The sequence below is a fragment of the Neobacillus bataviensis genome (assembly GCF_019969725.1).
Genome location: NZ_JAHXYW010000014.1, coordinates 41756 through 56025, shown reverse-complemented (window position 1 = coordinate 56025; position 14270 = coordinate 41756). Strand labels below are relative to the sequence as shown.

13 protein-coding genes are annotated in these 14270 nt (G+C 41.7%); 11 read left to right on the top strand and 2 right to left on the bottom strand.

Going from position 1 to position 14270, the window contains the following annotated elements:
• Nucleotides 1-303 precede the first annotated feature (303 nt).
• On the bottom strand, nt 304-1284 hold the full coding sequence (locus LC455_RS25780; protein ID WP_223595308.1) for a nuclease-related domain-containing protein: 981 nt from the start codon (nt 1282-1284) through the stop codon (nt 304-306).
• Between the two features lie 165 nt (nt 1285-1449).
• Here LC455_RS25780 and LC455_RS25775 point away from each other — a divergent pair, with 165 nt between their 5' ends.
• Genes LC455_RS25775 through LC455_RS25760 form a run of 4 tightly spaced genes read left to right on the top strand, consistent with a single transcriptional unit; the run spans nt 1450 to nt 4594 of the window.
• Nucleotides 1450-2073, top strand: a complete 624-nt coding sequence (locus LC455_RS25775) for a TetR/AcrR family transcriptional regulator (RefSeq protein ID WP_223595307.1) — start codon at nt 1450-1452, stop codon at nt 2071-2073.
• 15 nt (nt 2074-2088) lie between these two features.
• Entirely contained in the window at nt 2089-2973 is an 885-nt protein-coding gene (locus LC455_RS25770; protein WP_223595306.1) for an ABC transporter ATP-binding protein, read from the top strand.
• Between the two features lie 6 nt (nt 2974-2979).
• Nucleotides 2980-3777, top strand: a complete 798-nt coding sequence (locus tag LC455_RS25765) for an ABC transporter permease subunit (RefSeq protein ID WP_223595305.1) — start codon at nt 2980-2982, stop codon at nt 3775-3777.
• A gap of 19 nt (nt 3778-3796) precedes the next feature.
• Entirely contained in the window at nt 3797-4594 is a 798-nt protein-coding gene (locus tag LC455_RS25760) for an ABC transporter permease subunit (RefSeq protein ID WP_223595304.1), read from the top strand.
• Nucleotides 4595-4622: 28 nt separating this feature from the next.
• Here LC455_RS25760 and LC455_RS25755 read toward each other — a convergent pair whose 3' ends face one another.
• On the bottom strand, nt 4623-5321 hold the full coding sequence (locus LC455_RS25755; protein ID WP_223595303.1) for a hypothetical protein: 699 nt from the start codon (nt 5319-5321) through the stop codon (nt 4623-4625).
• A 145-nt stretch (nt 5322-5466) separates the two neighbouring features.
• Between LC455_RS25755 and LC455_RS25750 the strand changes: the two genes are divergently transcribed.
• From LC455_RS25750 to LC455_RS31800, 7 genes are all read left to right on the top strand, one after another.
• Nucleotides 5467-6201, top strand: a complete 735-nt coding sequence (locus LC455_RS25750; protein WP_223595301.1) for a gluconate 2-dehydrogenase subunit 3 family protein — start codon at nt 5467-5469, stop codon at nt 6199-6201.
• A 25-nt stretch (nt 6202-6226) separates the two neighbouring features.
• Nucleotides 6227-7942, top strand: coding sequence for a GMC family oxidoreductase (locus LC455_RS25745; protein WP_223595300.1), 1716 nt, complete (start codon nt 6227-6229; stop codon nt 7940-7942).
• A gap of 68 nt (nt 7943-8010) precedes the next feature.
• Nucleotides 8011-8358 carry an ASCH domain-containing protein gene (locus LC455_RS25740; RefSeq protein WP_223595299.1) on the top strand — a complete coding sequence of 116 codons (348 nt, stop codon included), beginning with the start codon at nt 8011-8013 and terminating at the stop codon, nt 8356-8358.
• Nucleotides 8359-8500: 142 nt separating this feature from the next.
• On the top strand, nt 8501-10228 hold the full coding sequence (locus LC455_RS25735) for an ABC transporter ATP-binding protein (RefSeq protein WP_223595298.1): 1728 nt from the start codon (nt 8501-8503) through the stop codon (nt 10226-10228).
• 1 nt (nt 10229) lies between these two features.
• Entirely contained in the window at nt 10230-12077 is a 1848-nt protein-coding gene (locus tag LC455_RS25730) for an ABC transporter ATP-binding protein (protein ID WP_223595296.1), read from the top strand.
• Nucleotides 12078-12217: 140 nt separating this feature from the next.
• Complete coding sequence (locus LC455_RS25725; RefSeq protein ID WP_223595294.1) at nt 12218-12880, top strand: hypothetical protein; 663 nt, start codon at nt 12218-12220, stop codon at nt 12878-12880.
• Nucleotides 12881-13011: 131 nt separating this feature from the next.
• Entirely contained in the window at nt 13012-14112 is a 1101-nt protein-coding gene (locus LC455_RS31800) for an N-acetylmuramoyl-L-alanine amidase family protein (protein WP_223595292.1), read from the top strand.
• Nucleotides 14113-14270: the final 158 nt, after the last annotated feature.

Here is a 14270-nt window from a genome sequence, read left to right as displayed (position 1 = left end):
AATATCATATCATTTTGTGGGAGCGGTTACACATTTTAACGGGGAGCGGAATCTAATTATCGGATAGCGTGCTCCAATCAGCGGATAAGGCGAGTCAATTGGCGGATAACGCCCTCCAATCATCAAAAAGCAAACCCAATTATCGGATAGCGTGCTCCAATCAGCGGATAAGGCGAGTCAATTGGCGGATAACGCCCTCCAATCATCAAAAAGCAAACCCAATTATCGGATAGCGTGCTCCAATCAGCGGATAAGGCAAGTCAATTGGCGGATAACACCTGCCAATCATCACATTAGAAAAAATTATCTCACCTTAAAGAAATTTATGTTATTGAAGTCCATCATATAAGACCGATATCGGTATTCACCATCACTTAAGAGATTCATACTTTGCAAAATTCGTTTAGCTGTATTGACATCATCCACCCCCAAAAACTCCCGACACTCCCTATTCGTAATACTTCTCTTAAAAATCAAAAACCACTCCAGCAAAGCCCTTTGATGGGCATTGTGGTCACTCGCCCCGCAAAATGGACAATTCCAGGTCCGTGGCAGTTTAATCATTCCAAATCTGCCGCATTCCTCACATCTCACCCCTGGCTTAAAATCGCTAAAAGGTATCGAAAAACTCTCACTTATTGGCTTTGGAATAAATCGTTGATGACTGGCTAATAATTCATTAGAAAGCCAATGGAGGGTATCTATATCCAACTGTTTGCTTTGTTGAGGGATGCTTCGAATGTAGGATGGTATCAAATTGGGGAATAATATCTTTGTTTTCGCAGGAGGAACGGCCACAATTTGCTTTGGATACGCCAGTACAACGGCACCGTAAATGGGGAAATTGATGCCGCGGCTTCTTAGCCAGGCACTCAACAAATCACGGTTCCGCTCTAATTGGAAGACAGGGCTTTCATAGCCATCCCTATGCCCATCTTCTCTGGTCCGAATCAACTGAGGGGGATTATCCTTAAACTCCAAAACGCCCGCAATATTTTTAACTTCTAAAACCAAACCATACCAGGGAGAGAAAAAAAAGTTGTCCATTTGAAATTGCTCATCAGATGTGGGAGATAAATCGTGGAAAATGCGGTGTTCAAATGGAAATGAATGTTTTCGGAAAATCTCAGAAACTCTTTCCTCCCCTCCAATTCCGGCCTCGACCGAAGCTTGTTTTGCAGCCAAAATAGGCATACAAGGATGGCCGCTGGACAACCGATTTTGAGCAGCAATTAATCCTTCTAACTTTAATGATGGATCTCTATTTTTAAGATTAATGTTCATCCACCTCCTTCACCATGCATGTTAGCACATCGATAAAAATCCTACTATACATTTCATAATTTTGTTAAAAATATAGATTGACCACTATTGACCACAGGAGTCAACGGGATTATAATGATGCCATTGACCCACATGGTCAACAGAAACAAAAGGAGGGCTGGCACAGTGTTTTCAAAGTTTCTCAGCCTAGAAAAGGAAAAACAAGATCGAATCATCAATGCTGCCATAAAGGAATTTGCCCAGAAAGGATATGATAATGCCTCAACGAATGAAATCGTGAAGGAGGCAGGAATTTCAAAAGGGCTGCTATTTCATTATTTCGGCAATAAAAAGCAGATGTATTTCTTTTTATTTGATTATTGCACTACTCTCATAACCGACGAATATTACCAAAAGGTAAATTTTAAAGAAACAGACTTTTTTACAAGGATCCGGCAGGCGGTTATCGTCAAAATGGAAATGCTGGGTACCCATCCAGATATATTTAAGTTCATTCAAGAGGTATTTTTGGAGGACTCTCCAGAAATAAAAGTGGAGTTTGATAAGAAGAAACAGGAAATGACCCATATCAATATGGAGAAGTTTTATGAGGGCATTGATTATTCCAAATTTAGAGAAGATGTTGATCTCAAAAAAATCTTAAAAATCATTACTTGGACCTTTGAGAAAATGAGTGATGAGGTCTTATATCAAGCAAAAATGGCACCTAACCATGAAATTGATTATCAAAAAATTCTGGATGAAACGGAAGAATATTTTCAAGTGTTAACCAGATGTTTTTATAAATAAAGGGGGCTATTAACGATGAATGTGATTGAAATTAAAAATCTAACAAAGACCTACGGGAAAGCAAGAGGAATCACCAACATCAGCTTCAATGTCGAAGAAGGTGAAATCTTTGGATTCATCGGGCCCAATGGTGCTGGTAAATCCACCACCATCCGCACGCTGCTGTCGCTTATTTATCCAACAAGCGGCACCGCGAGCATTTTTGGCAAGGACTGCATCCAGTTTGCCCCGGAAATAAAAAGGGAAATTGGCTACCTGCCGTCGGAAGTTTTTTACTATGACAATATGAAAGTGAAAGATCTATTAAAATACTCAGCTAGTTTTTATAAAAAGGATTGTAGTAAGAGAATCAAAGAATTGGCGGAAATCATGGACCTCGATCTCAATAAAAAGATCGATGACCTATCATTAGGTAACAAAAAGAAGGTTGGAATTGTGCAGGGGCTGCTTCATGAACCAAAGCTCATTATCCTTGATGAACCAACAAGCGGCCTTGACCCGCTGATGCAGCAAAAATTCTTTGAACTGCTCGAAGAAGAAAATAAAAAAGGAGCGACGATTCTCTTTTCATCGCATATCCTTAGCGAAGTTCAGCGCCTTTGCAACCGAGTGGCCATTATTAAAGAGGGCAAGATCGTTACCGTTGAAAAGATTAGCACCTTAAAAGAAAACAACTATAAAAAGTTCAAGATTGAGACGAAATCACCAATCAACCAGAATTATTTCCAAATGAGCGGCGTGAATAATTTAGCCATTGATGGCAGCATTACCAGCTTCCTATTCCGAGGAGATATTAATGCCATCATGAAGAAAATAGCCGACATAGAAATTGCGAATCTATGGATTGAAGAGCCAGACCTTGAGGAGATCTTTATGCACTACTATGAAAAGGAGGCCTAAGAAACTATGAATATCTTTTTACATGAGTTGAAGGCTTATCGGAAGTCGACAATCATCTGGTCGATCTCATTAGTGTTGATTATCGCTCTGTTTATGTCGTTGTATTCTTCCATTGCTAAGGATGCAGAGGGGTTTTTGAAGATATTAGAAAATTACCCAGAGGCGATTAGAAATGCAATCGGATTTAATCAAGGGAACTTCTTTACAATATTAGGTTTTTATAGCTTTCCATTATCGTTTATTACTTTGTGCGCCGCCATCCAGGCGATGAATCTCGGAACCTCCATTGTCAGTAAGGAAGTCCGTGAAAAAACAGCCGATTTTCTTTTAACAAAGCCTGTGACACGCAGCCAAATCCTCACAGCTAAGTTAATGGGGGCATTCGTGTCCTTGGTCATCACCAATATTATTTATTTTGCTGCAGCAAGTGTCTTGGCATTCCAAGTGAAAACAGATGATTTTAGTATGAAAATTTTCTTTTTGCTTTCGCTGACGGTTTTTTTCATTCAACTGATTTTCCTGGCTTTAGGGATTATCATTTCCGTGATTGTTCCAAAAATCAAATCGGTACTGACTATCTCGCTTGCAACGGTCTTTGCCTTCTATTTTCTGGGGATATTTAGTGACACCACTGGAGAAGAAGTAAAACGTTATATTTCACCATTCAAATATTTTGACACTGCCTATATTATCAAACACGCAGGCTATGAAGCGTCCTTTTTGATAGCCGGCGTTGTCATTATCTTTCTAGCCATTATGGCAAGCTTTGTTGTTTATTCTAAAAAGGATATTCATGCTGTTTAAAAATGGAGGTGTTTCCAAGGTGAATATTTATATAAAAGAGTTGAAGTCCCACCGAAAATCAATTATCTTTTGGAGCATTGGTGTCTTCCTGATGGTGGTATCGGGTATGACAAAATATGACGCATATTCTTCATCAGGGCAATCGATCAATGATTTGCTAAAAGATATGCCAAGGTCACTAAGGGCTGTTTTTGGCATGAGCGATTTGGATTTATCGAAGGTAAGTGGGTACTTCGGGATGCTGTTCATCTATTTATTATTAATGGCCACCATCCATGCGGCGATGCTCGGGGCAACGATTATTGCCAAAGAGGAGCGAGACAAAACCTCTGAGTTTTTGTTCGTCAAACCGGTATCTAGAAATACCATCATTACGGAAAAATTATTAGCAGCATTAACGAATATCATTATTTTCAATCTGGCAACCTGGATTTCTTCCATTGCTCTTATCACAAAATACAATGAGGGTGAAGCGGTGAATAGGGATATCGCCCTTTTAATGGCTGGGATGTTCATTTTACAGCTGCTGTTTATGGTCATCGGCAGTGCCCTCGCGGCGGTCAAAAAGAGACCTAAGACGGCCGCCTCACTTGCAACTGGTATACTTTTAGTAACGTACATGTTATCGATATCGATTGATTTAAATAAGAATATAGAGAGTTTAAAATATTTGACTCCCTTTAAATATTTTGAAGCTAAAAATGTCATGTTTGGCGGTGGGCTCGATCCCGTTTTTGTTGTGCTTTCAGTCGTATTGATCGCCGTACTATCAGCCGTAACGTATGTTTTTTATAAAAAAAGAGATTTAAACATCTAGAAGACCGGGAGTTAATTCCCCGGTCTTCTTATTTTTCATTGGCCATTTTTACAAGGGTAATAATATCACTTGAAAGCTTGCTGTAAGACGGGGCTGGCGCTTTAATATTGGCTTTGATTCCGTCGATGAGCGGCATGGCTTTTGGATTAGTGATCGTTAGGATTTGAACTTGGCCGTTGAAGGCCTTTGTCATGATTTCCTTCGCCCGTGCTAAATTGTCATCGGTATTCAGGTTTGTCTTGTCGACCCCGTCTAAATTTCCTTTTCCGGACAGTCCATTCGTATTGGTTAACACCTTTGACTGCATTTCATCATAACGGGTGGAGGTGGTTTCTTGATTCGCTCTTGCAAGGATGATGGTGTCATCAAGGACGAACACCTTAATGCCTGGAACCCCTTCCCCTGCAAGTCGTGACTCTAAATGTGATGAAATTCCCCCGTCATGTAAACTGGAGCTGCCAATTAAGCTGTAGACATTGCTGCCAAGCCCGCTTGTCGCTTGAGTTGTTTTCTTCTTGGCGCGATCCACACTTGGAATCACATTGACACTATTATGATTGCCGTGGACGACTCCATTCCCCTTGTTGTTCAGGGACTGTTGGTGCAGATCATGATTGATGGCCGCATCTGCCTCATGTGCTTTTAGATCTTGCTGCCCAGAACATCCGCCTAGTAACAGAAGGGTCCCAATTAAAGGTGTACAGCAAATTTTCCAATTCTTCTTCATTCCTTCGTCGCCTCCTTTTTAAAAATAAATTTCCCTTTTCCTTTTCTGCGTATGAATGGTTTATTTTGGGAACATTATCAAACAGAAGGCAGAAAACTGCCTAAGTCTACTATTTTTTGATTCATTTTCCTTGGAGGTGTTTGGAATGACAGAAGAAAAAAAGGAAAAGCCGGATTTATTATCAAGGAGAAAATTTATTCGTAATACGGGCTATACAGTTGGAGGCCTTGCCGTTGGCGGCGTTTTGGGTAGCATCCTTCCACTGGGGACGGCAAAGAAAAATAAAGAGGAAACAGCCCAGAATTTTAATCGAGCGCTCATGTATTTTACTCCTGAACAATATCGGATTGTCGAAGCAGCGACCGAGCGGATTTATCCGAAGGATGATCATGGTCCGGGTGCCAAAGAATTGGGGGTTGCCTTTTTTATTGATCACCAATTAGCAGGCGATTGGGGCTTTAACTCACGGGAGTATATGCAGGCACCCTTTTTTAAAGGGGAAAAGGTTCAAGGCTTCCAAGGCCGGTTAAAACGGAGAGATATTTTTGACATTGCCTTACGCGAACTGAATAACCATAGCCAATCTGTTTACAAAAAGGACTTTGTCGACTTAAAGGGCGATGAGAAGGACGCAATTTTGAAAGACTTTGAGGAAGACAAAGTGAATATTACCACGATTTCACCAAGTGGATTTTTCAATATGCTGAGGAGTTCAACCTTAGAAGGTGTTTATAGTGACCCGCTTTATGGCGGCAATAAAAATATGGACGGCTGGAAAATGCGCAATTATCCGGGAAGTCAAATGGCTTACGCTTCTGTAATTGAAAAGGATTTTAAGAAAATTAAACCGCAAAGTCTGCAGAACCATATGGGTAAGTAGAATTTTTTAAAAAGAAGGTGAAAACATGGCGAGAAAGTTACCGAAAGTAGATGTTGTTTTGGTTGGTGTTGGCTGGACTGGAGGAATTATTGCCTCCGAGCTAACGAAAAAAGGCTTAAAGGTAGTCGGCTTAGAGAGAGGAAAGGAACGAAAAACCGAAGATTATTATATGGTTCATGATGAATTGCGCTATGCCTTGCGTTATGACCTTATGCAGGACTTGTCGAAGGAAACGATCACCTTCCGCGGAAATGAAAATATCCGTGCCCTGCCAATGAGGCAATACGGTTCGTTCCTGCTTGGTGATGGTTTAGGCGGATCAGGAGTTCATTGGAATGGGCAGACATACCGGTTCCTTCCATATGATTTCGAGATCCATAGTAAAACGATTGAAAAGTACGGAAAAAATAAAATCCCGGCGGAAATGTCCCTGCAGGACTGGGGCATCACCTATGATGAGCTTGAACCCTATTATGATCGATTTGAAAAAACAGCGGGGATTTCCGGTGAGGAAAATCCACTGGGAGGCAAGAGGTCCGATAAATATCCTACTCCGCCAATGAAAATGTCTCCGCCAATGAAAATGTTCGAAAAAGCGGCGAAGAAATTGAATCTCCATCCTTATATGATGCCATCTGCTAATTTATCGGAGTCGTATAAAAACCCGGATGGGATCCAGCGGTCAGCCTGTCAATACTGCGGCTACTGCGAAAGGTTTGGCTGTGAGTATGGGGCAAAGGCTGATCCGGTTGTGACGGTGATTCCGGTAGCACTAAAATCGGGTAATTTTGAGATCAGGACGCATTCTAATGTTAGAAGAATTTTAAAACAAGGTAACAAGGTGACGGGAGTTATGTATGTAGACACGACAACCGGAGAAGAAATTGAACAGCCAGCTGATATTGTCGTGATGACAAGCTATGTATTCAATAACATCCGTTTGCTCTTGATGTCTGATGTAGGAAGACCGTATGATCCTAAAACAGGGAAGGGCGTTATCGGAAAAAATTATGCTTACCAGGTCATGAAAGGTAATGCTGTCGGGTTTTTTAAGGATAAAGAATTTAACACCTATGCCGGGGCAGGTTCGCTTGGTATTATATTTGATGATTATAATGGCGATAATTTTGACCACTCCAACTTAAATTTTATTCATGGCGGAGGCATATCGCTTACACAAACGGGCTACAGGCCGATTCAAAACAATCCTGTACCAAAGGGAACGCCAATGTGGGGGAAAGAATTTAAGAAGCAGTCATTAAAATATGCAAACCGTGTTTTAACCGTTGCAGCACAAGGATCATCCATGCCATTTAAGCATCATTTTCTTGACCTCGATCCTACCTATAAGGATGCATTCGGCGACCCGTTAATTCGGATTACCTTTGATTTTGAAGAACAGGACCGTCAGCTCGCCGTGTTCCTTGCTAATAAATGTGCCGATGTCGTTAAGGAAATGGGTGCGGACCATATTGATTCATTGAAGGAGTTAGGACCGTATGATATTACCACTTATCAATCGACGCATAATACAGGCGGGGTGATTATGGGGGCAGACCCGTCCACCTCTGCGGTCAATAATTACTTGCAAATGCATGATTACGATAATTTATTTGTTGTGGGTGCATCCGCCTTTGCACATAACTCAGGGTATAATCCGACGGGAACAGTCGGGGCTCTGGCCTACCGTGCGGCCGAAGGCATCCTGAAATACCACGAAAAAGGTGGACAAGTGGGTTAGAAAGCGTTTAAAAAGTTACCAACAATGGTAATATGGTAAAATAAACATATTAAAGGAGGAGAAACTCTATGACGACACAAAATGAAAGCAAGTCCTTACCGCCAAAAACATGTTCTGTTGAGCGACTCGTAACATTGGAAGAGGATGTAAAGAAGGTCCTATCCGGAGAAAAAACAGCCACACGCCGGAATGGCCGTTACGCTGATCCAGGCGAAATCATGACACTAGAAGGTCGAAAGTTCGTTGTGGATAAGGTTTATTCACAAAGCCTAGGCGAGCTGACAGATGATGATGCCCGCCGCGAGGGCTTCCAAACAGTGGAAGAATACAAGCAATCGATTCTATCCATTCACCCAGGTATGCCTTGGCTCCCGCAAATGCGCGTCTGGGTTCATGAATTCAGCCCGGTTGAATAGAAAAGAAATGGTCCATTACCAATGATGGGCCATTTTTTAATGGAATTTTAATCTTTCGGCAGTCGTAAAAATTTGTTTAAACCTTAAACACAAAATTATAATAGCCTTATCAAAAGATTTCCGACAAGCCGGGGTGACTAGAATGAAGTTTTTTAATAAATACATAAACAAGTATTGGAAGTCTTTTAGCATGGCTGTCTTATTTCTCACCTTCGAGGCGATTAGTGATTTAATGCAGCCTACAATCATGGCTAAAATCATCGATAAAGGTGTGGCGGAAAAGGACCTTCATTATGTATTAAAAATGGGCGGCGTCATGCTTCTGATTACGGCCGGTGGTGCAGTTGCGGCCTCGACGAGAAGTGTCATCGCCAGTATTGTATCGCAAAATTTCGGCACGGAGCTCAGGTCCGATTTGTTTAAAAAAATCCAAACACTTTCGTTTAAACATATTGATAGGTTTGACCGCGCGTCGTTAATTACACGGCTCACCAATGATGTTACCCAGGTACAGGTCTTCGTCAATGGCTTAATGCGGATATTCGTTAAGGCACCTCTTCTCGCCATTGGCGGCCTGATCATGGCGACGCGCCTTAACCTTCACCTTGCGGTCGTCCTCGCAGTCGTAGTGCCAATTGTGGCCATTCTCATTATTTTCAATATGAAAATAGGATTTCCGCTTTTTTCCAAGGTGCAAAAAGCGCTCGACCGGGTCAACGCTGTCATGCGTGAGTACTTATCAGGGGTCCGCGTTGTCAAAGCTTTTAATCGATTCGATGTGGAGATTGGCAAATTTACGAAGGCAAATGAGCATTTTCGTGATCAATCCATTACTGCAGGCCGCTTGATGGCGACCTTCAGTCCGGCGATCATGCTGACTGTGAATCTGGGAATTGTTGTCGTTCTATGGATCGGTGGTTTAGGGGTAAATAAAGGGAATATCCAAGTCGGCCACATTATTGCCTTTACCAACTATATGACGCAAATCTTATATTCTTTAATGATGATCTCAATGGTTTTTAATATGTTTGTCAGAGCGAGGGCTTCTGCAAGCAGAATTGGTGAGGTCTTTATGCTTGAGGATCCTTCCGTTATGGAAACGGAAGCCGCGCCAAAACAAGGAGAAAAAGGCAGCATTGAATTTGAGAATGTCTCTTTTACCTATGAGACTGCATCGGGCCAGCCCATCTTAAAACATATCAATCTAACCATTTTACCCGGAGAAACAGTCGGTATTATCGGCTCGACAGGTTCGGGAAAAAGTACGCTTGTTGGGCTTATTCCACGCTTCTACGATATCACAAGCGGTACAATTAAAGTCGATGGAGAGGATATTAGCCAGGTAAATCCCAAAAAACTAAGGGAGAAAATTGCGATTGTCCCGCAAAAGAATATTTTGTTTACGGGAAGTATCGCGGAAAATCTCCGCTGGGGAAAAGAGGACGCCACTGAGCAGGAAATGGAAGAAGCGGCATTAATCGCCGGTGCACACGACTTTATCTCAGCCTCCCCTGAAGGCTACAACACGAAAATTGGCCAGGGAGGCGTTAATTTTTCCGGTGGGCAGAAGCAGCGGATTTCGATTGCCCGCGCATTGGTGAAAAAACCGGAAATTTTAATCTTGGATGACAGTACAAGTGCTGTCGATGTGGCAACTGAGGCAAGAATTAAGGAAGGCTTGAAAAAATATGCCAGGGGCCTTACATGTCTCCTGATTGCCCAGCGGATAACCTCGATTATGGATGCCGATAAAATCGTTGTCATTGACCACGGGGAAATCGTTGGGGTCGGCAGTCATCCTGAATTAATGAAAGATTGTAAGGTTTATCAGGAAATTTACCACTCGCAAATGGGCAAGGAGGTATCATAAAATGTCAAACCAGCAAACAAACAATCCCCCTTCCCCTCCTCCATTACGGCCTGGCGGTGCCCAGCGATTAAGGGGCCCGGTGGTAAAGCCGAAGAACTTTAAAGGAACGCTAAAACGGCTGTGGACTTACTTTGGGAAAGAACGGAAAATGTTGACCGTCATCTTTATCTTTATACTTGTTGACGCTGCCCTCATGTTGGCAGCTCCGTACCTGATTGGGAAATCCATCGATGCCATGACTCTAAAACGGGGCAAGGTAGATTTCGATGTTCTCGAAATGATGATTATCGTTTTAATAGCTGCATATATAGCGGATGCCCTCCTCACCTTTTTGCAAGGATGGCTGATGGCCGGCGTAGCGCAGCGAATAGTCAAGAGCTTACGGGAGTCTATTTTTCAAAAACTGCAAAAGCTGCCTGTCTCGTTTTTTGATTCACGTACCCACGGCGAGCTGATGAGCAGGCTGTCCAACGATGTCGATAATGTCAGCAATACCATTTCCCAATCGACAACCCAATTAATGTCCGGGGTGATTGTCATCGCCGGGTCGTTAATCATGATGCTGATATTAAGCCCACTGTTAACATTAGCAAGCCTAATTACCGTGCCGCTAGTATTTTTGCTGACAAGGACGATTGCGAAAAGAACGAGCGTCATGTTTAAAAATCAACAAATCCAGCTGGGCCAATTAAACGGCCATATTGAGGAAACAATTTCTGGGATTGAAGTGGTCAAAGCCTTTAATCATGAAGAGAAGGTAATTGAAGAGTTTAGTACGGTCAACGAGAAGCTGCGTGAGGTCGGCCTTAAGGCGCAAATTTGGTCAGGGTTCCTGATGCCGATTATGAATGTTATCAATAATCTTGGCTTTGCGGTCGTTGCAGTAGTCGGCGGCATACTTGCCGTAAAAAGCCTGATTACCGTTGGGGCTATTGCCAGCTTTATCACCTATTCGAGGCAATTTGTCAGGCCGCTTAATGATCTGGCGAACATTTTTAATATCCTTCAATCGGGCGTCGCCGGGGCGGAGCGGGTTTTTGAAATCATTGATGAGCAGGAAGAACCTGCTGATTCGAGTGATGCTGTGCCGCTGGAAAGCCCAAAAGGTCATGTTGTGTTTGAAAATGTCAGCTTTGGTTACAGGGCAGATGTCCCAATTCTAAAGAATGTCAGCTTTGAAGCGGAGGTAGGCAGCAGTACGGCCTTGGTGGGGCCAACCGGCGCAGGAAAAACGACGATTGTGAATCTGCTGACAAGATTTTACGATGTGACTAGCGGAAGAATCCTGCTCGATGGCCGTGATATCCGTGATTACACAAGGGACAGCCTGCGAAGCTGCTTCGGTTTTGTTCTGCAGGATACGTATTTATTCTCCGGAACCATTAAGGAGAATATCAAGTATGGAAAGCCGGAAGCAACTGATGAAGAAGTCGAGCAGGCAGCAAGGATGGCGAATGCCGATGCCTTCATTAAGCGGCTGCCCCGTCAATATGACACCGTGCTTTCAGAAAATGGCGGAAACCTCAGCCAGGGTCAGCGTCAGCTGTTAGCGATCGCCAGGGTCTTCTTAGCGAAACCCTCGCTGCTTATTTTGGACGAGGCAACCAGCAGCATCGATACGAGGACAGAGCTCCATATTCAAGCTGCATTGCTGACTTTGATGAAGGACCGGACCAGCTTTATCATTGCCCACCGTTTAAATACGATTCGTGATGCCGATACAATCATGGTCATTGACCAAGGGCAAATCATCGAAAAAGGAAGCCATGATGCCCTAATGAGCCGGCAAGGGCGATATTACCAGATGTTTTTTAACCAATTTAAAAATGTAGAAGGTGCACTAGATTAAGTGAACTTGAAAAGCTCCCGCTGCAGGCGGGGGCTTTCGTTATGTTTTCTATAAAAAGTAATTATATAAAATATTATCTAAAAATACCAAAATATGATAATGTAAATAGGTGAATTTGTCGAAATAAAGGTGGATCGAACGTGAAAAAGTGGACAATTTTTTTAAGCAGCATCGTTGTCATATTAGCAGTTGGGGCAGGGTCGCTTTATTATTACCTCAATATTAAAGAATATAAGACGGCTGATCCAAAAGTAGATAATATTGTAAAAACGGATTTTACTATCAAATTACCTGATGAGAACACTACACAGACTGGATCTGTGGCAGATGAACAAGGTCAAAATTTAAGCAAGGCGGTTGAGAAGGTTTCGTCAAACTCCGCCAATGAAACGTTTAAACCTGCAAAAATAGAAAGTAAAACAACGGCTCCTATCGTCAAAACAAAGCCGACTGCTGCTAGCATTATCGGAAAATATCAAGCGTCTTTTAATGATCTCGAAGGCCAAGCTGACAGCAAACTTAATAATCTTTTATCCTACGCCATGAGTGAATATCAAGAAAAAAAGGCAAATGGTGAGGACATTTCCTATTTCTATTTTTATTCAAAATATAATAGTGCGGCCAAAAGTTTGGAAGCGAGTACTGATAATTCGTTTTACTATATTTATAATACCCTTGTGAAAGAATTAGAAAATTATGGGTACAGTGCTGACGAAGCGAAGCCGATTAAGAATCATTATGTAAGTCTGAAAAAGCAGAAAAGATCCGCACTAATGGATAAAGCTGTCGGTGCATTAAAATAATAGGAAAAATGTATTATTTTGTTGTAGAAAATGGTAGTTTTATGTAAAATAAGACTATTACTTCTTATAGTAAACTAGCATTCTAGTTTATAGATTCAGAGGTTCAGTACATAACAACTAGGAGGATTATTGTGAAAAGAATTATTGCATTATCTAGCTTTTTATTCCTTTTACTGATGACAGTACTTCCTGCCGGCATTTCACACGCGGCAACGAATGCAGCTGTTAAGTTGAATGGAATCACCCTCGTTTTAGCCGATGGAAAGACAATCAATGCAGTTGGTGCTGGCAACAACAACTTCTTGTTAAACTTAGTTGGCGGCCATGATGTAGGAGACAAAATCGTGAAGGAAATTCAGATTACTTCCGATACTGCTACTACCCTATCATTGCTTCCGGCTGACTTTGATTACAGTCAGGTTGCTCCTTTAACAAAAGACGAATTTGATATCCAATTTGTCGATGGTGTGGCGGTTTTAGATCCTCAGAAAGCAGCAAACTGGTCGGATAGAATTGCAAAATTAATGGGCGATACAGATCCTGTTGAAGAAAATCTTGACTATTTGTTTACTGTTGATGAGCTAAGAACGGATATTTTCCCAACGCTTTCTGGACTATACTCTAATTTCCTAGATGTTAATGTTGAGTCAAACAACAAATATGTGTTCCCAGGATATTTGACTGATAAAGATGGAAATAAGTCAACGGCTTCTTTAACAGTTTTGACAAAAGGCTGGAAGAAGGAAGCAAAGGGTTGGAAATACTATGATGAATATGGCGATTATCTAACTGGCTGGTACAAGGAAAACGGTAAGTGGTACTACCTTAACCCTAAAGCAGAAGGAGTTATGGTAACTGGCTGGTTTAAAGTGAATGGCAAGTGGTATTTCTTTAATCCTGCAGGTGACATGAAAACAGGCTGGTTCAAAGATAAAGGCAAATGGTACTACCTCGATCCAGTAAATGGAGATGCGTCAATCGGCTGGGATAAAATTGGCGGAAAATGGTACTATTTTGATTCAGTTAATGGTGATATGAAAATAGGCTGGATTAAATTAGCTAACAAGTGGTACTATTTAGATCCAGTTAATGGTGACATGAAAACAGGTTGGATTAAATTAGCTAACAAGTGGTATTATTTAGATCTTTCAAGTGGTGTAATGAAAACTGGCAAAGTAAAAATTGGTTCCAAAACGTATACTTTTGCAAGTGACGGACATTGGTTATATTAATTTTTAGTAAGAGAGGATGCAAGTTGGCATCCTCTCTTTTTTATGACATTTTTGGAAAAGTAGTGACAACTGTAAAGACACTTGCTAGAATATCTATGTTTAGTAGCGTTTAATTCCTAATCGAAAATAAAGAGAACAAATTGGGGAATAATGTTAAT